We start from the raw sequence: 25,249 nt of genomic DNA, 5'->3' as shown, positions 1-25,249 counted from the left end.
ATCGGCGAAGCCGCGCCCGCGCTGCTGCTCGGCCACGCCTCGATCTGCGCCACGCTCGGCCACGCCGGCCCGGCGCTGCTGCTCGACCAGGACGCCGGCCGCGCCGAACTGGCATCGATGTCGGAACGCAATCCGCGCGGGCACGACGACGACGGCGCCGCGCCGCTGCATCCGCAGCAGGCCGCGTACGTGATCCATACCTCCGGCTCGACCGGCAAGCCCAAGGGCGTGGTGGTGCCGCACGCGGCCCTGGCCAATCTGTTCGAGCACCACCGCGACGGCGTGATCGCCGATGCCGCGCGCCATGCCGGCGGCGGCCGCGTACGCTTCGGCCTCACCGCCACCTTCGCCTTCGACACCTCGCTGGAAGGCCTGCTGTTCCTGTGCGCCGGCCACGAGCTGCACGTGTTCGACGACGTGCTGCGGCGCGAAGGCGAGGCCCTGCTGACCCACCTGCGGGACGCGCGCATCGATGCGCTCGACCTGACCCCGACCCACTTCGAACAGCTGCAGCGCCTGGGCCTGCTCGACAGCGGCGACGGCGACGGCGCCCGCGCCTACCCGAGCACGCTGATGCTCGGCGGCGAATCGGTCAGCGAGAGCCAGTGGCGCACCCTGCGCGGACACGCAACGGTGCGCGGCCACAACTACTACGGCCCCACCGAGTACACGGTCGATGCCGGCGGCCTGGCCCTGGACGACGGCGACGAACGCCCGAGCATCGGCCGGCCGCTGCGCAACACCCGGTTCCACGTGCTCGACGCGCGGTTGCGGCCGGTACCGGCCGGCACCGTCGGCGAGTTGTACATCGCCGGCGCGGGCCTGGCGCGCGGCTACCTCGGCCGTCCCGGCCTGAGCGCGGAACGCTTCGTCGCCGATCCGTTCGCGGCGGACCCTACCACGACCGCTGCGTTCAAGTCCGGCGCGCGCATGTACCGTTCCGGCGATCTGGCGCGCTGGCGCCGCGACGGCCAGCTCGAACTGCTCGGCCGCGCCGACCATCAGGTCAAGATCCGCGGCTTCCGCATCGAACCGGGCGAGATCGAAGCCGCGCTGGCGCAGATCGGTTTCGCCGCCAACGCGGTGATCGCGCGCGAAGACCGGCCCGGCCACAAGCAACTGGTCGCGTACCTCGCCGCGCCGGAACTGGCCGCGGCCGATCTGCTCCGGATCAAGAGCGAGCTGGCCGAACGCCTGCCCGACTACATGGTTCCGGCCGCCTTCGTCGCCCTGCCCGAACTGCCGCTGACGCCGAACGGCAAGCTCGACCGCAAGGCGCTGCCGGCGCCGCAGGCGGCCGCGGCGCCCGCGGGCGCGGACGAGAACGCCAGCGACCGCGAGAAGGTCCTGGCCGGACTGTTCCGCGAAGTGCTGGGCCTGGATACGGTCGGCCTGGACGAGGGCTTCTTCAGCCTCGGCGGCGACAGCATCAGCTCGATCCAGCTGGTCGGCCGCGCCCGCCAGGCGGGATTGCGCCTGAGCGCGCGCGAAGTGTTCCAACACCAGAGCGTGCGCGCGCTGGCCGCGGTGGCCAGCGAAGAACTCGCCGCCGCGGCCGCACCGGCGGTGGCGCCGGTCGGCGAACTGCCGGCCACGCCGATCGTGCGCGACCTGTTCGAGCAGGACGCGCCGTACGCGCAGTACCAGCAATCGATGCTGCTCAAGGTGCCGGAACTGCAGGCGCGCGCGCTGGCGCAGGCGCTGCAGGCGCTGCTCGATCACCACCACGCCCTGCGCCTGCGCGTGCTCGACCGCGAACGCCTGGAGATCGCGCCGATCGGCGCGGTGCGCGCCGACGATTGCCTGCTCGCGATCGAAGCGGCGACGCCGACAGCGGCCGAAGTCGCGGCGCAGGCGCAGGCCGCGCAGCGCCGCCTGGACCCCGCCGCCGGCCGCCTGTTGCAGGCGGTGTGGTTCCATGCCGGCGAACACTCGCGGCTGCTGCTGGTGGTCCACCATCTCGCCGTCGACGGCGTGTCGTGGCGCCTGTTGCTGCCCGACCTGCGCGCGGCCTACGAACAGGCGCTGGCGCAGGCCGACCGGATCGAACTGGAGCCGGCGCCGACCTCGCTGCGCGAATGGGCGCTGGCCCTGCCCGAGGCCGCGCAGCGCCGCCGCGAGGAACTGCCGCTGTGGCGCGACATGCTCGCCGGCGACGGCGGCGCCTGGCTGCCGCGCGCCTTCGATCCGCGCCGCGACACCATGGCGACGATGCGCACCCACGTCGCCAGCCTCGACGCGGACACCACCCGCATCCTGCTGACCCAGGCGCCGGAACGCATCAACGGCCGCATCAACGACGTGCTGCTCAGCGCCTTCCTGCTGGCCGCGCTGCAATGGCGGCGCGGACGCGGCGACAGCGAAGCGCGCGCCGCCGCGTTCGACCTGGAAGGCCACGGCCGCGAAGCGGCGGCGGTGGAAGGCCTGATCGACGGCGCCGACCTGTCGCGCACCGTCGGCTGGTTCACCAGCCTGTTCCCGCTGCGCCTGGACGCGGCCGACTTCGACCTCGACCAGGCGCTGGCCGGCGGCAAGGCGCTGGAACGCGCGCTCAAGTCGGTCAAGGAACAGTTGCGGCGGGTGCCCGACCAGGGCATCGGCTACGGCCTGCTGCGCCACCTCGACCCGTCCGCGCGCGCCGAACTGGCCGCGCTGGCGCCGCCGTCGCTGGGCTTCAACTACCTCGGCCGCTTCGCCGTCGCCGACGGCGCCGGCCGCGACGACGCCGACTGGAACCCGGTCGGCGAGGACGGCGGCTTCGGCGGCGGCGGCGACGCCGAACAAGCGCTGGCGCATCCGCTGGAACTCAACGCCCTGGTCCGCGACGAAGCCGACGGCCCGCGCCTGTACGCGAACTGGAACTGGGCCAGCGAACTGCTCGACCAAGCCGCGGTGGCGGCCTTCGCCGACGCCTGGTTCGACGCCCTGCGCCGCATCGCCGACTTCGCCCGCGACGCCGACGGCGCCGCGCTGACCCCGTCCGACGTGCCCTTGGTCGCGCTCGACCAATCCGACATCGAACTCTTGGAATCGCTCTATGCGCAACTCGAAGATTGAAGACATCCTGCCGCTGACCCCGCTGCAGCACGGCTTCCTGTTCCACGCCCTGTACGACGACAAGGTGCAGGACAGCTATGTGGTGCAGATGACCTTCGTCCTCGACGGCGCGCTCGACGCGGCCGCGTTGCGCGCCGCCGCCGACGCCTTGCTGCGCCGCCACGCCAGCCTGCGCGCGGCGTTCGTGCACGACAAGACCAAGGAACCGGTGCAGGTGATCCAGCGCGACGTGCGCGCGCCGTGGCGCGAGCTGGACCTGTCGGCGCTGCCGCCGCGCGAGCGCGAAGCGGCGCTGGCGCAGGCCATCGCCGACGACGCCCGGCAACGCTTCGACCTGGCCCGCGCGCCGCTGCTGCGCTTCGTGCTGATCCGCGAATCGGCCGAGCGCCACTACCTGATCTTCAACAGCCACCACATCCTGCTCGACGGCTGGTCCACGCCGATCGCGCTGCAGGAGCTGTTCGCGCTGTACCGCAACGGCGCCGACACCGAGGCCTTGCCGCGGGTGGTGCCGTACCGCGACTACATGCGCTGGCTCGGCGGGCGCGACCGCGACGCCGCGCGCGAGGCCTGGCGCGAGGCCTTCCTCGGCTTCGAGGAACCGACCCGGATCGCCGCCACCAGCACCGCGCCGGCGGTGCCCGACACGCTGCGCATCGACCTGCCCGACGAACTGATGCAGCGCCTGACCCGCCAGGCGCGCACGCTCGGCGTCACCCTCAACACCATCGTCCAGGCCGCCTGGGGCGTGCTGCTCGGCCGGCTGACCCATCGCCGCGACGTCGCCTTCGGCACCACCGTGTCGGGCCGCCCGCCGGAACTGGCCGGCGTCGAGCAGATGGTCGGACTGTTCATCAACACCTTGCCGCTGCGCCTGCAGTGGCGTCCCGACGAAACCGTGGCCGCGCTGCTGCAACGCCTGCAGCGCGAACAGTCGGCGCTGCTCGACCATCAACACCTCGGGCTGGCCGAGATCCAGCGCACCGCCGGCCACGGCGAACTGTTCGACACCCTGGTGATCTTCGAGAATTTCCCCGTCGGCGAAGACGGCGACGGCCCGGACGACCTGCGCGTGGCCGTGCACAGCCACAACGGCGGCGACACTTCGCACTATCCGGTCGGCCTGGCGCTGATACCGGGCCGGCCGAACCAGCCCTATCAACTCAAGCTCAGCTACCGCCCGGACCTGCTCGAACGCGAGCGGGTGCTGCGCCTGGGCCGGCGCTACCAGCGCCTGATCGAAGCCTTCGCCGCCGACGCGCAGCAACCGCTGGGCCGGATCGACCTGCTCGACGCCGACGAAACCCGGCAGGTGCTGCACGACTGGAACGCGACCGCGCACGAATGCGCGGACACCCACTTGGCCGCGCTGCTGTCGGCGCAGGCCGCGCGCACGCCCGATGCCGTCGCGCTGCGCTTCGAAGGCGAAACCCTGAGCTACGCCGAGCTGGAGGCGCGCAGCAACCGCCTCGCGCGCGCGCTGATCGCCCAGGGCGTCGGCCCGGAATCCATCGTCGGCGTGGCGCTGCCGCGTTCGCTCGAGCTGCCGGTCGCGCTGTGCGCGGTGCTCAAGAGCGGCGCGGCCTATCTGCCGCTGGACACCGACTACCCGCCCGAGCGCCTGGCCGACATGCTCGCCGACGCCGCGCCGGCCTGCGTGCTCGCCCGCGCCGACACCGCCGACGCCCTGCCGGCCGACGCGCCGCTGTGGCGGCTCGACGACGCCGCGCTGCGCGAGCGCGTGGCCGCGCTGCCGGCGCACGCCGTCGGCGACGACGAGCGCCGCACGCCGCTGCGGTCGGAGCATCCGGCCTATGTGATCTACACCTCCGGTTCGACCGGCAAGCCCAAGGGCGCGGCGATCCCGCACCGCGGCGTGGTCAACCGGCTGGAGTGGATGCAGCGCGAATACGGCCTGCAGGCCGACGACGCGGTGCTGCAGAAGACCCCGTCGAGCTTCGACGTGTCGGTGTGGGAGCTGTTCTGGCCGCTGACCCGCGGCGCGCGGCTGGTGCTGGCGCGGCCCGGCGGCCATCGCGAACCGCGTTACCTGGCCGAGCTGATCGAACGCGAGCGCATCACCACGGTGCACTTCGTCGCCTCGATGCTGGACGTGTTCGTATCCGAGGCCAGCGCCGCGCAATGCGCCAGCCTGCGTCGCATCGTCTGCGGCGGCGAAGCGCTGTCGGCCGACCTGCGCCGGCGCGTGGCCCAGCGTCTGGGACGCCCGCTGCATCACTCCTACGGCCCCACCGAAACCTCGATCGGCGTGGCCGCATGGCCGTGCCGCGAAATCGAAGACGGCCCGATCCCGATCGGCGGGCCGATCGCCAACACCCGTTTCTACGTGCTCGACAGCGCACTGCGTCCGGTCCCGCCGGAAACGCTGGGCGAGCTGTACATCGCCGGCGACTGCCTCGCGCGCGGTTATCTCGGCCGCGCCGCGCTCAGCGCCGAGCGCTTCGTCGCCGATCCGTTCGCGCGCGGCCAGCGCATGTACCGCTCCGGCGACCTGGCGCAATGGCGCGAGGACGGCGCGATCGTCCACCGCGGCCGCGCCGATCAGCAAGTCAAGGTGCGCGGCCTGCGCATCGAACTGGGCGAGATCGAAGCCGAGCTGGCCCGCGCCGGCTACCCGCGCAACGCCGCGATCGTGCGCGAGGACCGTCCGGGCCAGCGCCAGATCGTCGCTTACGTGTTCGCCGAAGCCGAAGCCGGGTTCGACGCCGACGCGCTGCGCGCGCAGCTGGCCGCGCGCCTGCCCGACTACATGCTGCCCGCGGCGCTGGTGGCGATGCCTGCGCTGCCGCAACTGCCCAACGGCAAGCTCGACCGCAAGGCGCTGCCGGCGCCGGACTACGCGCCGGCCAGCCTGCGCGAGCCGCGCGACGAACGCGAGCGCATCCTGTGCGCGCTGTACGCCGAAGTGCTGGGCGTGGAGCGCGTCGGCATCGACGACAGTTTCTTCGACCTGGGCGGACATTCGCTGCTGGCGATCCGCCTGATCGGCCTGATCCGCGCGCGCCTGCAGCTGGAGCTGCCGATCCGCGCGCTGTTCGAACACCGCAGCGTGGCCGCGCTGGCGCCGCAGCTGGACCGCAACCGCGCGCGCCGGCCGGCGCTGGCGGCGCAGCCGCGCCCGCAACTGCTGCCGCTGTCGTTCGCGCAGTACCGGCTGTGGTTCCTGCACCAACTCGAAGGCCCCAGCGCCACCTACAACATCCCGCTGGCCCTGCGCCTGCGCGGCCCGCTCGACCCCGACGCCCTGCAGGCCGCGCTCAACGACCTGCTGGCGCGCCACGAAAGCCTGCGCACGCTGTTCCCCGACGGCGACGCGCCGCGCCAGCACATCCTGGCCGCGCCCGGCGCGCACGACCGTCTCGACGACGCCGCGGCGTTCGTGTCGCTGGCGACCATCGACACCGCCGAAGCCGCCCTCGACGCCGACCTGCGCGAGGCGGCGACCTACGCCTTCGACCTGAGCTGCGAATTTCCGCTGCGTCCGACCCTGTTCCGGGTCGGCGCCGAAGACCACGTGCTGCTGCTGTTGCTGCACCACATCGCCGGCGACGGCGCTTCGATGGCGCCGCTGGCGCGCGACCTGTCGCAGGCCTATGCCGCGCGCCTGACCGGCGCGGCGCCGGACTGGGCGCCGCTGCCGGTGCAGTACGCCGACTACACCCTGTGGCAGCGGCAACTGATGGGCGGCGAGGACGACAGCGACAGTCTGCTGCGCCAGCAAATCGATTACTGGAAGCAGCGGCTCGCCGACCTGCCCGAACAGTTGTCGCTGCCGGCCGACCGGCCGCGCCCCGGCACCGCGAGCTACCGCGGCCGGACCGCCCATTTCGAGTTCGACGCCGGGCTGCACCGCCGCCTGCTGGCGCTGTCGCAACGCCACGGCGCGACCTTGTTCATGACCTTGCAGGCGGCGGTCGCCGCGCTGCTGACGCGGATGGGCTCGGGCACCGACATTCCGCTCGGCGCGCCGGTCGCCGGCCGCACCGATGCCGCATTGGAGAACCTGGTCGGCCTGTTCCTCAACACCCTGGTGTTGCGCGTGGACACCGCCGGCGATCCCAGCTTCGCCGCCCTGCTCGCGCGCGTGCGCGACACCGACCTGGCCGCCTACGAACACCAGGACCTGCCGTTCGAGCAACTGGTCGAAACCCTCAATCCGACCCGCTCGCTGTCGTACCACCCGCTGTTCCAGGTGATGGTGGTGCTGCAGAACATGAGCGTCGGCGAGCTGCGCCTGCCCGGGCTGCAGTGCGAGGCGCATCCGCTGGAAACCGACGTGGTCAAGTTCGACCTCAACTTCGCGTTCTCCGAGCGCACCGCCGCCGACGGCGCGCCCGACGGCCTGCAGGGCGCGATCGAGTACGCCACCGACCTGTTCGACGAAGCCAGCGTGCGCACGCTGTGGCGGCGTTTCGAACGCCTGCTGTGCGCGGTGGCCGAGGACGCCGAGCGCGCCATCGGCGCGATCGAGCTGATGGATCCGACCGAGCGGCAGCGCTTGCTGCACGACTGGAACGCCACCGAGCAAGCGGTCGTCGAAGCGCCGTTGCCGAGCCTGTTCGAGGCCCAGGCGGCGCGCACGCCGTCGGCGCCGGCGGCGATCTATCGCGACGAGGCCGGCGACGCGCAGCATCTGGACTTCGATGCGCTCAACCAGCGCGCCAACCGCCTGGCCAACGTGCTGATCGCCGAAGGCGCGGGCCCGGAGAGCGTGGTGGCGATCGCGCTGCCGCCATCGCCGGACCTGCTGGTCGCCCTGCTCGCCACGCTCAAGGCCGGCGCGGCGTATCTGCCGCTGGACCTGGGCAATCCGGGCGAACGGTTGGCGGCGATGCTCGACGACGCCAAGCCGGTCCGCGTGCTCACGCGCGCGGCCTTCGCCGCTCTGCTGCCCACCCACGCGCCGCTGTGCCTGCTCGACGAGCCGGCGCTGCAACAGCGCCTGGCGCGCAGCAGCGCCGCCAATCCCACCGACGCCGACCGCCTGCGGCCGCTGAAGCCGCTGCACCCGGCCTATGTGATCTACACCTCCGGCTCGACCGGCACGCCCAAGGGCGTGACGGTCTCGCACCGTTCGGCCGCGCATTACTTCGCGTGGAGCCGGCACGCGTACTTCGCCGCCAACGATGCGGCCGGCGGCAACGGTTCGGCCACCACCCTGTCGGCCGCGTTCGACGGCAGCGTCACCGTGCTGTTCGGCCCGCTGCTGGCCGGCCAGCCGCTGGCCCTGGTCGAGACCGATCAGGACTTCTCGCGCCTGCTGGCCGCGCAACCGGCCGGCGGCTATGAACTGCTCAAGCTCACTCCGGCGCACCTGAAACTGCTCAACGCCACCCTGGAACCCGGCGCTCCGGCGCCGGCGCGCACCCTGCTGCTCGGCGGCGAAGCGCTGGTGCCGGCCGACCTCGCGTTCTGGCAGCAGCGTTATCCGGACGTGCGCCTGATCAACGAATACGGCCCGACCGAGGCCACCGTCGGCTGCAGCACCTACGAGGTCGACGCCGACATGCGCGAGGCTTCCGCCGTATCGATCGGCACGCCGATCTGGAACGCGCGGCTGTACGTGCTCGACGAAAAACTGCGGCCGCAACCCTGCGGCGTGGCCGGCGAGCTGTACATCGCCGGCGCCGGCCTCGCGCGCGGCTATCTGAACCGCCCCGGCCTCAGCGCCGAGCGTTTCGTCGCCGATCCGTTCGCCGCCGGCGAGCGCATGTACCGCACCGGCGACCTCGCGCGCTGGCGCGAAGACGGCCGCCTGGACTGCCTGGGCCGCATCGACCACCAGGTCAAGATCCGCGGCTACCGCATCGAACTCGGCGAAATCGAGGCGGCGCTGGCGCAGGCCGGTTTCGCCCACAACGCGGTGATCGCGCGCGAGGACCATGCCGGCCACAAGCAACTGGTCGCCTATCTCGCGACCGACGACCTCGATGCGGCGGCGCTGCGCGCGCAGCTGGCCCAACGCCTGCCCGACTACATGATTCCGGCCGCTTTCGTCGCCCTCGACGCGCTGCCGCTGACCGGCAACGGCAAGCTCGACCGCAAGGCGCTGCCGGCGCCGCAACTGCGCAGCGCCAGCGAGCGCGCGCCGCGCGATGCCGCCGAAACGCTGCTGTGCGAACTGTTCGCCGAGATCCTGCACCTGCCGCAAGTGGGCATCGACGACAACTTCTTCGCCCTCGGCGGCGACAGCATCGGCTCGACCCAGTTGGTCGGCCGCCTGCGCCGCGCCGGCTGGTCGGCCAGCGTGCGCACCGTGTTCGAACACCAGAGCCCGGAGGCGCTGGCCCAGGTCATCCGGCCGCTGGCCGATGCCGCCAAGACCACGCTGGAGGCGGCGGTCGGCGAGTTGCCGGCCACGCCGATCATGCACTGGTTCCTGGAACAGGACGGCCCGCTGCAGCAATATCATCAGTCGGTGCTGCTGCAGATACCGGCGTTGCCCGAAGCGCAGCTGCTGGCGGCCTTGCAGGCGGTGCTCGACCACCACGACGCCTTGCGCTTGCGGCTGACGCCGGAACGCCGCTGGGACGTGCGCGCCGCCGGCGCGGTGCGCGCGAGCGATTGCCTGCAGCGCATCGAGACCGGCGACTCGCCCGAATCGGCGGACCGGCCGGCGTTCGAAGCGCGCATGCACGAACGCGCCACCGCCAGCGCGGCCGCGCTGGACCCGCGCGACGGCCGCATGCTGCAAGCGCTGTGGTTCGAACACGCGGGCCAGCCGCTGCTGTTGCTGCAGATCCACCATCTGGCCATCGACGGCATTTCCTGGCGCATCCTGCTGCAGGACATCAAGGACGCCGCCGACGCCATCGCCGCCGGCCGCGCCGTCGTCCTGCCCGCGGTGGCGACGCCGCTGCGCCACTGGGCGCTGCGATTGCCGCAGGCCGCCGCGCAACGCGCGCACGAATTGCCGCTGTGGCAATCGATGCTCGCCGGTCCCGATCCGGCGATCGGCGCGCGCGCGCTGGATCCCTCGCGCGACACCATCGCCACGCGGCGCAGCCTCAGCCTGAGCCTGGACAGCGAAGTCACCCGCACCCTGCTCACCCGCGCGCCCGAAGCCATCCACGGCCGCATCAACGACGTGCTGCTGACCGGCTTCGCCCTGGCGCTGCGCGGCTGGCGCGCGCGGCGCGGACTGGACGATCCGGACACCGTGCGTTTCGGGCTGGAAGGCCACGGCCGCGAAGAGATCGTCGCCGGCGCCGAGCTGTCGCACACCCTGGGCTGGTTCACCAGCCTGTTCCCGGTGCAACTGGCGCTGGACGCGGCCGACGCGCGCGCCGCCCTGGACGATGAGCGCGTGCTCGCGCGCTGCCTCAAGCAGGTCAAGGAACAACTGCGCCGGCTGCCCGACCACGGCATCGGCTACGGCCTGCTGCGCTATCTGCACGAAGCCGGGCGGCAGGCCCTGGCCGACCGGGCGCAACCGCAGATCGCGTTCAACTACCTCGGTCGTTTCGGCGCCGGCGACGCGGGCGAGGATTGGGGCGCCACCGACCGCGTCGCGGTGCAGGCCGGCGATCATCCCGAGCGGCCGCTGGCGCACGCGCTGGAACTCAACGCGATCACCCTGGACGGCGCCGCCGGGCCGGTGTTGAACGCGACCTGGAGCTGGGCCGGCGACGTGCTCGGCGAGGACGAGGTGCGCGAACTGGCCGAAGACTGGCACGCCGCCCTGCGCGCCATCGCCGCCTACGCCTCGCGCGCGCAGCGCGACGGATTCACCGCGTCCGATCTGCCGCTGGTCGCGCTCGACCAGGCCCAGATCGAGGCCATCGAAGCCGCGCAGCCGGCGCTGGCCGACATCCTGCCGCTGTCGCCGTTGCAACACGGCTTCCTGTTCCATGCCCTGTACGACGAACAGGCCCACGACAACTACATGATGCAGGTGGTGCTGCGCTTCGACGGCCCGCTGCGCGGCGACGCGCTGCGCAAGGCCGCGAACCGGCTGCTGCAACGCCACGCCAACCTGCGCGCCGCCTTCGTCCACGAGGGCCTGGGCGAAGCCGTGCAGGCGATCGCGCGCACGCTCGACGCGCCGTGGCGCGAGGTGGACACGGACGAAGCCGGCTTCGCCGAAGTGTTGCGCGAAGACCAGCGGCAACGCTTCGACCTGGCGCAAGCGCCGCTGCTGCGCTTCATCCTGGCGCGCACCGCGCCCGACCGGCACTACCTGGTGTTCACCAGCCACCACATCCTGCTCGACGGCTGGTCCACGCCGATCCTGATCCAGGAGCTGCTGGCGCTGTATGCGCAAGGCGAACACGCCGCATTGCCGCGGGTCACGCCGTATCGCGATTACCTCGGCTGGCTGGCGGGCCGCGACAAGCCGGCCGCGTTGGCGGCCTGGCGCGAGGCGCTGTCCGGGCTGGAAGAGCCGAGCCGGATCGCTCCGGCGAACACCATCGCGAGCACGCCCGAGCTGCTGCGTTTCCATCTGCCGCAAGACCTCAGCGCGCGTCTGGTCGAACAGGCGCGGCAATCCGGCGTGACCCTCAACACCGTGATCCAGGCGGCTTGGGGAATCCTGCTCGCGCGCCTGCTGCGCCGCGACGACGTGGTGTTCGGTATCACCTTCGCCGACCGTCCGGCCGAGCTGGCCGGCAGCGAGCAGATGGTCGGCCTGTTGATCAACACCCTGCCGCTGCGCCTGCGCCTGCGGGCCGCCGAACCCTTGCGCGACCTGCTGCGGCGCCTTCAGCAGCAACAATCGGCGCTGCTCGAACACAGCCACCTGGGCCTCAGCGAGATCCAGCGCGTGGCCGGCCTGGGCGAATTGTTCGATACCTTGATGGTGTACGAGAGCTACCCCATCGACGAAGCCGGCCTGCAGACCCAGTCGCAACAGCTCAGCGTCGGCTTCCACAGCCACCACGGCGGCGACACCTCGCATTATCCGCTCGGCTTGTCGGCGGTGCCCGGCGAGCGCATCCGCCTGGGCTTCAGCTACCGCAGCGACGTCTACGCGCCGGCGCAGCTCCAGCGTTTGGCCGACAGCTACACCCGCATCCTGGAGGCGTTCGCCGACCAGCCGCAGCGACCGTTGGCGCAGCTCGACGTGCTGCCCGCACCCGAGCGCCAGCGCCTGCTGCGCGACTGGAACCAGCGCGCCCTGCCGGTCGCCGAGCCCGACCTGGCGACGGTGCTGGAACGGCAGGCCGCGCGCAGCCCCGACGCGACCGCGCTGGTCTTCGGCGAGGAACGCCTGAGCTACGCGCAATTGCACGAGCGCGCGCAGCGGCTCGCCGCGGTGCTGCGCGCGCGCGGCATCCGCGCCGAGGATCGCGTCGCGGTCGCGCTGCCGCGTTCGAGCGAACTGATCGTCGCCCTGCTCGCCGTGCTCAAGGCCGGCGCGGCGTACCTGCCGCTGGACGTGGACTATCCGGCCGAACGCCTGGCCTACATGCTCGACGACGCCGCTCCGGCGATCGTGATCACCCGCCGCGACGCGATGCGGGCCGCGCCCGCCGACGCGCTGCTGCTCGACGACGACGCGGTGCGCGCCGCCATCGAGCGCTCGGCCATTGAGCGCGCGGCCGGCGACGGCGCGCCGCGGCCGGAACTGCGGCCGGAACTGAAGCCGGACCACCCGGCCTACGTCATCTACACCTCCGGCTCCACCGGCAAGCCCAAGGGCGTGGTGGTGAGCCATCGCCAGATCGTGCATTCGAACGCGGCGCGCTTGGACTACTACGCGGCCGCCGACGGCGACGCCGCCGAAACCGCGCTGCTGCTGCCGTCGGTGGCGTTCGACGCCTCGCTCGGCACGATCCTGCACGCGCTGAGCAGCGGCGGCACCCTGGTGCTGCCGGCGCCGGGCCAGGAACGCGAACCAACGGCGCTGGCCGAGCTCGTCGCACGGCACCAAGTGCAGGCCTGGCTCAGCGGCCCGGCGCTGTATCGCGCCGTGCTGGAGCAGGCGCCGGACCGCTTGTCGACGCTGACCCGCGTGGTGCTCGGCGGCGAATCGATCGCCCCCGCGCTGCTGTCGCAACACCGCGCGCAGGCCTCGGCCGATTGCGCGCTGTACAACGAATACGGCCCGACCGAGGCCAGCGTGTGGTCGAGCGTGGCGCGGTTGCCGGCGCGGGCCGGCGCCGACGACAGCGCCGCCGAACTGGCCTGCATCGGCGCGCCGATCGCCAACACCCGCTTGTACGTGCTGAGCCCGCAACTGCAACCGCAGCCGGTCGGCGTGGCCGGCGAGCTGTACATCGCCGGCGCTGGCCTGGCGCGCGGCTACCTCGGCCGCGCCGCGCTCAGCGCCGAGCGCTTCGTCGCCGATCCGTTCGCCGTGGGCGAACGCATGTACCGCAGCGGCGACCTGGCGCGCTGGCGCGACGACGGCCAGCTCGAATACCTCGGCCGCGACGACGGACAGGTCAAGCTGCGCGGCTTCCGCATCGAGCTCGGCGAAATCGAGGCGGCCATCGCCGCGGCCGGCTATCCGCACAACGCGGTCGCGGTGCGCGAGGACCGTCCCGGCCAGCGGCAACTGGTCGCCTATCTTGTGACCGGCGCCCTGGTGACCGGCGCCGAGGCGCTGGACGCCGAGGCGCTGCGCCGCGCCCTGGCCGCGAACCTGCCCGAACACATGGTGCCGGCCGCCTATGTCGCGCTGGACGCGTTGCCGCTCACGCCCAACGGCAAGCTCGACCGCCAGGCCCTGCCCGCGCCGGAGGCCGGCCGCGATCTGCGCCTGCCGCGCACCGCGCTGGAACAGTCGCTGTGCGACTTGTTCGCCGGCGTGCTGGGTCTGGACCGGGTCGGCATCGACGACAGTTTCTTCGCCCTCGGCGGCGACAGCATCAGCTCGATCCAGCTGGTCGGACGCGCCCGCCAGCTCGGCTTGCGCTTCAGCGCGCGCGACGTGTTCCAGCACCCCAGCGTGCAGGCGCTGGCGCGCGTCGCCGGCACCAGCGAGGCCGCCGATGTATTGCCGCAGCAGTCGCCGACCGGCGCGCTGCCGGCGACGCCGATCATGCAATGGCTGCTGGAGCGCGAAGGCTCTCACCGGCACTTCGCCCAGACCATGCTGTTGCAAGTGCCGCGGCTGCGGCACGAGCCCTTGCAGGCGGCGCTGCAGGACCTGATCGAACACCACCATGCCCTGCGCATGCGCCTGCGCGATGGCGCGCCCGAGATCGGCGAAGCCGGCAGCGTGCGCGCGGCGGACTGCCTGGACGCGGTGCCGCTGCACGGCCTGACAGCCGAGGCGCGCGAGCGCCTGATGCACGAGCGCATGCTCGCCGCGCAGCTGCGGCTGTCGCCGGACGACGGGCGCATGCTGCAAGCGGTGTGGTTCGACGACGGCGCCGATTCGCGCCTGTTCCTGGTGCTGCATCACCTGGTGGTGGACGGCGTGTCCTGGCGCATCCTGGTGCCGGACTTGCAGGCCGCATGGGAGGCGCGCGCCACCGGCCTCGCACCGGCGCTCGCGCCCGTGCCCACCTCGTTCCGCCACTGGGCCCTGGCCCTGCCCGCGGCCGCCGCCGCGCGCGCCGCGGAACTGCCGTTCTGGCAGGCGATGGTCGAAGGCGAAGATCCGTCGCTGACCCCACGCCCGCTCGACGGCGCGCGCGACACGCTGGCGACCCAGCGCCATCTCTCGCTGCGGCTGGAACCGGAAGTCACCCGGGTGTTGCTGACCCGCGCGCCGGAGCGCATGCGCGGCCGCATCAACGACGTGCTGCTGTCGGCGTTCGCGCTGGCGCTGGCGCAGTGGCGCCGTCGGCAAGGCCTGGGCGATGTAGAGCGCGTGCGCTTCGACCTGGAAGGCCACGGCCGCGAGGCCCTGACCGGCAGCGCCGCGGCCGAGAGCATCGACATCAGCCGCACCGTCGGCTGGTTCACCAGCCAGTTCCCGGTGCAGCTGTCGCTGGCCGGCATCGACCAGGCCGCGGCCGCGCACGGCGGCGCCGCGCTGGACGCCGCGCTGAAGTCGGTCAAGGAGCAATTGCGCGCCCTGCCCGACAACGGCATCGGCTACGGCTTGTTGCGCTACCACGGCGAACACGGCCGCGCCGCGCTCGGCGGCCACGCCGCCGCGCAGATCGGCTTCAACTACCTGGGCCGCTTCGCCATCGCCGAGCAAGGCCACGGCGCTTCGGACTGGGCCCAGGCCGAGGCGGCGGTTCCCAGCGCGGGCGAAGACACGCCGCTGGTGCATGCGCTGTCGCTCAACGCCACCACCGAGGACCGCCGCGACGGTTCGGTGCTGTGCGCCAACTGGAGCTGGGCCGGCGAGCTGTTCGACGAGCGCGCCATCGGCGAACTCGCCCAGCTGTGGTTCGGGCTGTTGCGGCGGATCGCGCACGACGCCGTCCACGACGAGCGGATGCTGTTCACGCCCTCGGACCTGCCGCTGATCGCGCTCGACCAGCAGCGCATCGAAGCGATCGAGGCGATCCAGCCGCCGCTGGCCGACATCCTGCCGCTGTCGCCGCTGCAGCACGGCCTGCTGTTCCACGCGCTCTACGACGACGGCGCGCCCGATGCCTATCTGGTGCAGCAGGTGTTCCGCTTCGAAGGCCGGCTGGACGCGGCGGCGATGCGGACCGCCGCCGACCGCCTGCTCGAACGCCACGCCAATCTGCGCGCGGCCTTCATCCACGACGGCCGCTCCGGCACCGTGCAGGCCATCGCCCGCGTGGTCCAGGCGCCGTGGCGTTTCGTCGACAGCGACGAGGACGGACTGCAGGCGCTGTTGCTGCTGGACAAGCAGCAACGCTTCGAACCCTCGCAGGCGCCGCAGCTGCGCTTCACCCTGGTGCGCACCGCGCCGGACCTGCACTACCTGGTGTTCACCAGCCACCACATCCTGCTCGACGGCTGGTCGATGCCGATCGTGCTGCGCGAACTGCTGGCGCTGTACCACGCGCGCGGCAGCGACGCCGGGTTGCCGCCGGCGCCCGCGTATCGCGACTACCTGGCCTGGATCGACGCGCAGGACCGCGAGGCCGCGCGCGCGGCCTGGCGCGAGGAACTCGCCGGCCTCGACGAGCCTACCCTGCTGGCGCCGCAAGCCTCGGCCGAGCCGAGCATGCCACTGACCCACCAGCACCTGTTCTCGCGCGAGCTGACCCAGTCGCTCAACGCCCAGGCGCGCCGCCACGGCCTGACCCTCAACACCTTGCTGCAGGCGGCCTGGGGCCTGCTGCTGGCGCAGACCACCGGGCGCGACGACGTCGTGTTCGGCATCACCGTGTCCGGCCGCCCGCCGGAAGTGGCCGGCGTGGAGCGCATGGTCGGCCTGCTGATCAACACCTTGCCGCTGCGCCTGCGCATCCGCCCGGAGCAGACGCTCGCGGCCTGGCTGGGCGACCTGCAGTCGCGCCAGGCGCGCCTGCTCAACGAACAGTTCCTGGACCTTCCGCAGATCCTGCGCGACAGCGAGCACGCCACGCTGTTCGACACCCTGATGGTCTACGAGAACTATCCGCTCGACCCGAACGACCGCCGCGCGCTGGAAGCCGACAGCGAACTGCGCATCGGCATGGCGCCGGGCCACGGCGGCGACCTGTCGCACTACCCGCTCAGCCTGTCGCTGCTGCCGGGCGAACGCCTGCGCCTGGACTTCAGCTACCGCCCCGACGTGTTCTCGCGAGCCGACCTCGACGGCCAGATCCGCCGCTACACGCGCCTGCTCGAAGTCCTCGCCGGCGACCTCGACCGGCCGTTGGGTCGCGTGGACCTGCTCGACGAAGGCGAGCGCGAACGCCAGCTGCAGACCGGCATCGCGCCGCTGCAGGCGCCGCCGCCCGGCGGCCTGCACGATGCGTTCGCGCAAGCCGCGGCGGCCGCGCCGCGCGAGGTCGCACTGGCCTGCAACGGCCAGACCCTGGACTTCGCCGAACTCGACGCCCGCGCCAACCGGCTGGCGCACGTGCTGATCGCCCGCGGCGTCGGCGCCGAGGACCGGGTCGCGCTGGCGCTGCTGCGCACGCCCGAGCTGATCGTCGCGGTGCTGGCCGTGCTCAAGGCCGGCGCCGCTTACCTGCCGCTGGATCTGGAGCAGCCTGCCGAGCGCCTGCGCGACATCCTCGACGACGCCCGCCCCGTACTGACGATCGGCACCGCCGCCGCGACCCGCGCGCTGGACGGCGCCGCGCCGTTGCTGTTGCTCGACGACGCCGACACCCGCGCCGCGCTCGCCACCGCGCCGCAGCGCGCGCCGGTCGACGCGGACCGGCGCCGGCCGTGGTCGCCGTTGCATCCGGCCTACGTCATCTATACCTCCGGCTCGACCGGCAAGCCCAAGGGTGTGGTGATCGGCCACGGCTCGCTGGCCAACCTGTTCCATCACCACAAGCAGCGGCTGATCGATCCCGAGACGGCCCGCGCCGGCGGCGCGCGCCGGCGCTTCGCCCTGACCGCCTCGATGGTGTTCGACACCTCGATCGAGGCACTGCTGTGGCTGGCCGCCGGCCACGAGCTGCACCTGATCGACGAGCAGGTACGCAAGGACACCCAGTGGCTGGTCGACTACGTGGTCGAGCACGGCATCCACGCGATGGACGTGACGCCCTCGCTGTTCGAGGTGCTGCTACAGGACGGTCTGCTCGAACGCGACGACAGCCAGTTGTGCTGCGTGATGCTCGGCGGCGAAGCGGTCGGCGAGGCGCAGTGGCGCACGCTGGCCGAATCGCCGCGGGTGCGAGGCTACAACCTGTACGGCCCGACCGAGTGCACGGTCGACGCCTGCTTCGCCAGCATCGACGCCGGCAGCCGCCCGGCCATCGGCGCGCCGCTGTGGAACAGCCGCGCCTACGTGCTCGATGCGCGCCTGCAACCGGTGCCGGCCGGCGTGGCCGGCGAGCTGTACCTGGCCGGCGCGTTCCTGGCGCGCGGCTACCTCGACCGTCCGCGCCTGAATGCCGAGCGCTTCGTCGCCGATCCGTTCGTCCATGGTGAACGCATGTACCGCAGCGGCGACCTCGCGCGCTGGCGCGGCGACGGCCAGCTCGAATACCTCGGCCGCGCCGACGATCAGGTCAAGATCCGCGGCTTCCGCATCGAGCCGGGCGAGATCGAGGCGCGCATCGCCGAGGCCGGCTACGCCCAGAACGCGGTGCTGGTGCGCGACGATCAACCCGGCCGCAAGCAACTGGTCGCCTATCTCGCCGCCCCCGAGGCCGGCTTCGACCTCGACGCGCTGCGCCGGCTGCTGGCCGCGCAACTGCCCGACTACATGGTGCCGGCCGCGTTCGTGCGCCTGCCGCAGCTGCCGCGCAACATCAACGGCAAGCTCGACCGCAAGGCGCTGCCGGCGCCGGACTTCGCCAGCGCCAGCGCGCGCGCGCCGCGCGACGCCAAGGAGCAGCTGTTCTGCACCCTGGTCGCCGAAGTGCTGGGGCTGGAGCGGGTCGGCATCGACGACAATTTCTTCGCCCTCGGCGGCGACAGCATCAGCTCGATCCAGTTGGTCAGCCGCGCGCGCAAGCAAGGGTTGGTGATCACCGCGCGCGATGTATTCCGCCAGCAGACCGTGGAAGTGCTGGCGGCGACGGCCGCGCCGCTGCCGCGCAGCGAAGCCGCGCCGGTGCAGGCGCCGACCGGCGCGCTGCCGGCGACGCCGATCATGCATTGGCTGCTGGACCAGCCCGAGCTGGCGCGCACGTTCAACCAGTCGATGACCCTGCCGCTCGGCGACGGTTCCAGCGAGGCCTTGGCCCAGGCGCTGCAGGACCTGCTCGACCACCATCACGCGCTGCGCCTGTGCGTGGAACGCGCCGATCGCGGCGGCGAGCGGCAACTGCGGATCGCGCCGCAAGGCGCGGTGCGCGCGCAGGATTGCCTGCGCGAGGTGTCGCTGGCGGGCCTGGATGCGGACGCACGCCGACGCGCGATCCGCGACGCCGAACGCAGCGCGCGCGACGGGCTCGACCCGCAGCGCGGCCGCATGCTGCAAGCCGTGCGCGTGCACGACGAGAGCGGCGCGCAGCTGCTGCTGACCATCCATCACCTCGCCGTCGACGGCGTGTCCTGGCGCATCCTGCTGCCCGATTTCCAGGCCGCCTGGGATGCGCGCAAGCGCGGCCTGGCGCCGCGCCTGGAGAATGCGGCGACGTCGCTGCGCCACTGGGCGCTGCAGCTGCCGGCGCTCGCCAGCGCGCGCCGCGGCGAACTGCCGCTGTGGCGGTCGATGTTCGCCGGCGCCGATCCGGCGCTGGGCGAACGGCCGCTGGATCCGCGGCGCGACACCGGCGCGACCCAGCGCACCCTGACCCTGCGCCTGGACCCGCACACCACCCAGCAACTGCTGACCGTCGCGCCGACCCAGATCCACGGCCGCATCAACGACGTGCTGTTGACCGCGTTCGCGCTGGCGCTGACCGACTGGCGCCGGCAGCGGCTCGGCGCGGCCCCGTCGTCGCTGCGTTTCGATCTGGAAGGCCACGGCCGCGAGGCGATCCTGGAAGGCGCCGACCTGTCGCGCACGGTCGGCTGGTTCACCAGCGAATTCCCGCTGCAGCTCGACCTGGCCGGCCTGGACCTGGACGATGCGCTGCGCGGCGGCCCCGCGCTCGAACAAACGCTCAAGCGGGTCAAGGAACAGCTGCGCCGCCTGCCCGACAACGGCATCGGCTACAGCCTGCTGCGTTACCTCGACGAGCACGGACGCAGCGCGCTCGCCGACGCGCCGTCGCGGCAGATCGGCTTCAACTACCTCGGCCGCCTGCCCGCGCTCGACGCCGCCGAACCGGCCGCCCACGACGATCCGCAACCCGAAGCGCCGCACGGCGACGACGCGACCTGGCCGCTGTGGCACGCGCTCGGCCTCGACGCGGTCACCGTCGACCACGCCGGCGGCCCGATGCTGCACGCGACCTGGAACTGGGCCGGCGAACTGTTCGACGACGACGCGATACGCGCGCTGGCGCAGCGTTGGTTCGAGGTGCTGCGCTGCATCGCCGAACGCGCCGGCAGCGCGCGCCCGGGCTTCACCCCGTCGGACCTGCCGCTGGTCAGGCTCGACCAGGCCCAGATCGAGGCGATCGAAGCCGGCCAGCCGCCATTGGCCGACATCCTGCCGCTGTCGCCGCTGCAACACGGCCTGCTGTTCCATGCGGTGTACGACGAAGACAGCGTCGACGCCTATCTGGTGCAGGAGGTGTACCAACTCGACGGGACGCTCGACGCCGACCTGTTGCAGACCGCGGCCGACCGCCTGCTGGAACGCCACGCCAACCTGCGCGCCTCGTTCCTGCACCATGGCCTGGCCGAAGCGGTGCAGGTGATCCCGCTCAAGCCCAAGGCGCCGTGGCGCTTCGTCGACAGCGACGAGGCCGGCGCGATCGCGCTGCTGCGCGAGGACCAGCAACAGCGCTTCGATCCGGCCAAGGGGCCGCTGCTGCGCTTCATCCTGGTGCGCACCGCGCCGGACCGCCACTACCTCGCCTTCACCAGCCACCACATGCTGCTCGACGGCTGGTCCTCGCCGATGGTGATGAAGGAGCTGATCAGCCTGTACCACGCGCGCGGCGACCGCTCGGCGCTGCCGTACGTGACGCCGTATCGCGACTACCTGGCGTGGATCGCGGCGCAGGACCGGCAGAACGCGCGCGACACCTGGCGGCGCGAACTGGCCGACCTCGACGGGCCGACCCTGCTGGCGCCGCAGGCCTCGCCGGAACCGGTGATGCCGCACACCCACCCGCACGAGTTCTCGCGCGAACTGACCCAGGCGCTGACCGCGCAGGCGCGCCGTCACGGCCTGACCATCAACACCCTGCTGCAAGCCGCATGGGGCCTGTTGCTGGCGCAGACCACCGGCCGCCAGGACGTCGTGTTCGGCATCACCGTGTCCGGCCGCCCGCCGGAACTGCCCGGCGTGGAGCGCATGGCCGGCCTGCTGATCAACACCTTGCCGCTGCGGCTGCCGCTCGACCCCGCGCAGACGCTCGGCCGCTGGCTGGCCGCGCTGCAGGACCGCCAAGGGCAATTGCTCGACGCGCAGCACCTGGGCCTCACCCAGATCCTGCTCGACAGCGGCCACGCCCAGTTGTTCGACAGCCTGATGGTGTTCGAGAACTATCTGCTCGATGCCGACGACCAGCGCCTGTCCGATCCCGACGGCCGCCTGCGCATCTCCATGGTCGACGGCCACGGCGGCGACAAGTCGCACTACCCGCTGACCTTGCTGTCGATGCCGGGCGAATGCGTGCGCCTGAATTTCAGCTACCGCCCCGACGTGTTCGGCAAGGCCGACATCCAGCGCTTCGCGCGCCGTTACCAGGCGATCCTGGAACAGCTCGCCGGCGACCTGAGCCTGCGCGTGGGCCAGCTCGACCTGCTGGAAGACAGCGAACGCATCCAGCTCGACGCCTGGAACGCCACCGAGCATGCGCTGGAGCCGGAAAGCCTGGCCGCCGCGTTCGAACGCCAGGCGCGCGCCACGCCCGACGCGCCGGCGCTGGTCGCCGACGCGCTGACCCTCAGCTACGCCGAACTCGACCGCCGCGCCGAACGCCTGGCGCGGACGTTGCTGGCGCGCGGGCTCGGCGCCGGCCAGGGCGTGGCGCTGCTGCTGCGCCGCTCGCCCGAATTGGTGATCGCCACCCTGGCCGTGCTCAAGGCCGGCGGCTGCTACGTGCCGCTGCACGAGCAGTATCCGGACGAACGCCTGGCCCTGATCCTGGCCGAGACCGACGCTGCGCTGCTGATCGCCGACGACAGCCTGGACGAACGCGATCTCGCCAGCGCCGGGCTCGCGCCGTCGCAGGTGCTGCGGACCGACCGGCCCGACGACGACGCGTCGCCGGCCGCCGACGCGCCGCTGCCGGCCGCGCATCCGCGCCAGTTGGCCTACGTGATGTTCACCTCCGGCTCCACCGGCCGTCCCAAGGGCGTGGCGGTGGAACAGGCCGACATCGTCGCCTTCGCCCGCGACCGCCGCTTCGCCCGCGAACACGAAGCGGTGCTGCTGCATTCGCCGCACGCCTTCGACGCGTCCACCTACGAGCTGTGGGTGCCGCTGCTCAACGGCGGCACCGTGGTCGTGTGCACCGGCGATTCCGGCGACGGCCGGCAGATGCAGCGGCTGATCGTCGAACACGGCGTGCGCAGCCTCTGGCTCACCGCGGGGCTGTTCCACGAATACGTCGAGTCGATGCCCGAACTGTTCGCGACGTTGCGGCAGGTGTGGGCCGGCGGCGACGTGCTTTCGGCCGACGCCATCCGCCGCCTGCAGGCGCGCTATCCCGCGCTGCGCATCGTCAACGGCTACGGCCCGACCGAGACCACCACCTTCGCGCTGACTTGCGCGGTGCCGATGCTGGCGCCGGAAGCGGCGAGCGTGCCGATCGGTTCGCCACTCGACAATATGCGCGTCTACGTGCTCGACGGCGCGCTGCGGCCGGTGCCGCCCGGCGTGCCGGGCGAGCTGTACATCGCCGGCGCCGGCCTCGCCCGCGGCTACCTCGGACGGCCCGAATTCACCGCCGAGCGCTTCGTCGCCAATCCCTACGCGCCGGCCGCGCATCGCGGCGAACGCATGTACCGCAGCGGCGATCTGGTGCGCTGGCGCGAGGACGGCCGGATCGAGTTCATCGGCCGCAGCGACCAGCAGGTCAAGCTGCGCGGCTTCCGCATCGAGCCGGGCGAGATCGAGAACGCGCTGCAGAACCATCCGGCGGTCGCGCAGGCCATCGTGCAGGTGCGCGAGGACGTGCCGGGCCACAAGCAACTGGTCGGCTACGTGGTGCTCAAGCAGGGCGGCGGCCGCCGCGACACGGCGCAGGAGACGCGCCAGGTCGACGAGTGGGAATCGCTGTACCAGGATCTCTACGACGCCGACACCGTCGACGAGGCCGCGCCGGAGTTCGGCGAGGACTTCCGCGGCTGGAACAGCAGCTACACCCAGGCGCCGATCCCGCTGGAACAGATGCGCGAATGGCGCGCGGCGACGGTGCGGCGCATCCTCGCCCTGCGCCCGCGCCGGGTGCTGGAGATCGGCGTCGGCAGCGGCCTGATCCTGGCGCCGGTGGCGCCGCAGGTGCAGGTCTACCACGGCACCGACCTGTCGCGCGCCACGGTCGAGCGGCTGCAGCGCCAGATCGCGCAACGGCCGGAACTGGCCGACAAGGTGCAGTTGCTGGCGCTGCCCGCGCATCGCACCCGCCAGGTCGTCGACGCGCTGCCGGTCGGCGAGGGCTACGACGCGATCGTGATCAACTCGGTGCTGCAGTACTTCCCCAGCAGCGATTACCTGCAAGAGGTGATCGAGCAGGCGATGCAACTGCTGGCGCCGGGCGGTGCGCTGTATCTGGGCGACGTGCGCAACCTGCAACTGCTGCGCAGCTTCGTCAACGCCGTGCAGCTGCATCAGGCGAGCGGCGACACCGACGCGAACACCCTGCGCCGGCGCATCGACCAGACCCTGCTGACCGAAAAGGAACTGCTGCTGGCGCCGGAGTTCTTCACCCAGTTGCCGCAACGCATCGCCAGCATCGCCACGGTCGACATCCAGACCAAGCGCAGCCGCCACGACAACGAACTGACCCGCCATCGCTACGAGGTAGTGCTGCGCAAGCACGGCCCCGGCGTGCGTTCGGCCGCCGATCTGCCGGCGCAGCCGTGGTCGCCGGCGCTGCTCGATCCCGGCGCCCTCGCCGCGCGCCTGGTGGAGCACCCCGAGGGCCTGCGCATCGTCGACGTGCCGCATCCGCTGCTGCAACCCGAGCTCGACGCGCTGCACCAGTTGCAGGCGGGCCGCCGCATCGCCGAGGTGCGCGCGCGCCTGCTCGCGGCGCAAAGCGGCGACCTGCCGCCGGCCGAAGTCCTGCACGCGCAGGGCGAAGCGCTGGGCTGGGAGGTCGCGGTGACGTGGTCGGATTTCGAACGCGGCCTGGAGCTGCTGTTCCTGCCCAGGCACGACGGCCAGGCGATCTGGACCGACATCCACCGCCCTGCCCACCCGCGCGACTTCGACGCCAGCGCCAACAGCCCCGGCAGCTTCGACCGCCTCGGCGAGTTGCGCGAGCACGCGCAGAAGCACCTGCCCGAGTACATGCAGCCGCTGCTGGTGCCGCTGCCGATGCTGCCGCTGACCCCGAACGGCAAGGTCGACCGCAAGGCCCTGCCCGCACCGGACTTCACCTCCAGCCAGCGCCGCGCGCCGACCACGATGCAGCAACAGGCCTTGTGCGAACTGTTCGCCGAAGTGCTGGAACTGGCCGAGGTCGGCATCGACGACGACTTCTTCGAACTCGGCGGCCACTCGCTGCTGGCCACGCGTTTGGTCGGGCGCATCCGCAACACGCTCGGGGTGGAAGTCTCGGCCCGGCTGCTGTTCGAATCGCCGACCATCGCGGCCCTGTCCGAACGCATGGCCGAACCGCTGCAGGCGCTGACCGCGCTGGAACCGATCGTGCCGATCCGTACCCAGGGCCAGTTGCCGCCGCTGTTCTGCCTGCCGCCGGGCGGCGGCCTGGGCTGGTGGTACCGCGGCCTGACCCGCTACCTCGACCCGCAACGGCCGATCTACGCCCTGCAAAGCGCGAGCCTGATCGATCCCGCCGCCGCGCTGTCGGGCAGCGTCGAAGAAGACGTCGAAGCCCACCTCGCGCAGATTCGCGCAGTACAGCCCGAAGGCCCCTACCACCTGCTCGGCTATTCCTACGGCGGCGCCACCGCGTTGGAAGTCGCGGTGCGCCTGCAACAGGCCGGCCACGAAGTCGCGCGCCTGGTGATCCTGGACTCGTGCATCCGCACCTCGATGCCCGGCTTCGACTCCGACACCGTGCCCAAGGGCGACTACCACGCCAGCATCCTGCAAGGCTTCCTGCAGAACATCGCCGGCTGCGAACTGGGCGACTTCGACCCCGAATCGCTGGACTACGAGCGCGCGACCGAGTTGCTCAAGTACAGCGTGTTCTCCGGCTTCGACGCCGCCCTGCTGCAGCGCTTCGTCGCCACCCAGAACAACGAAGCCAACCTGCTGAACTACTACCGCCCGAGCGCGAAATTCGACGGCAGCATCGTGTATTTCGTCGCCACCGAAGACCTGGGAGCCGAGGCCTACGTGCTCGAACCGGCGACGTTCAAGCACAACATCACCGGCGAACTGCGCAGCTACGACATCGACTGCCGTCACGACCAACTGACCCACCCGCAGAACCTGTCGCGGATCGGCCGCATCCTGGCGCAGGAGTACCGCCTGTGA

At 72.1% G+C, this 25,249-nt stretch carries 2 protein-coding genes (1 of these 2 cut by a window edge); both read left to right on the top strand.

Annotated elements, in window-relative coordinates; all coding sequences use genetic code 11:
• Positions 1–3,057: the 3' end of a non-ribosomal peptide synthase/polyketide synthase gene (locus tag RDV84_RS14440; RefSeq protein ID WP_309150738.1), read on the top strand. It extends 24,792 nt beyond the left edge of the window; only the last 3,057 of its 27,849 coding nucleotides appear in the window; its start codon lies beyond the left edge, outside the window; it ends in the stop codon at positions 3,055–3,057.
• Positions 3,038–25,249: a non-ribosomal peptide synthase/polyketide synthase gene (locus RDV84_RS14435; RefSeq protein WP_309150737.1), complete on the top strand. Its 22,212-nt coding sequence runs from the start codon at positions 3,038–3,040 to the stop codon at positions 25,247–25,249. The genes RDV84_RS14440 and RDV84_RS14435 overlap by 20 nt, the downstream gene beginning before the upstream one ends.

This window comes from Lysobacter yananisis, assembly GCF_031199375.1.
Taxonomy (GTDB): Bacteria; Pseudomonadota; Gammaproteobacteria; order Xanthomonadales; family Xanthomonadaceae; genus Lysobacter; species Lysobacter yananisis.
The sequence above is the reverse complement of the archived record's forward strand: the minus strand, read 5'-3'. Positions and strand labels throughout refer to the sequence as shown.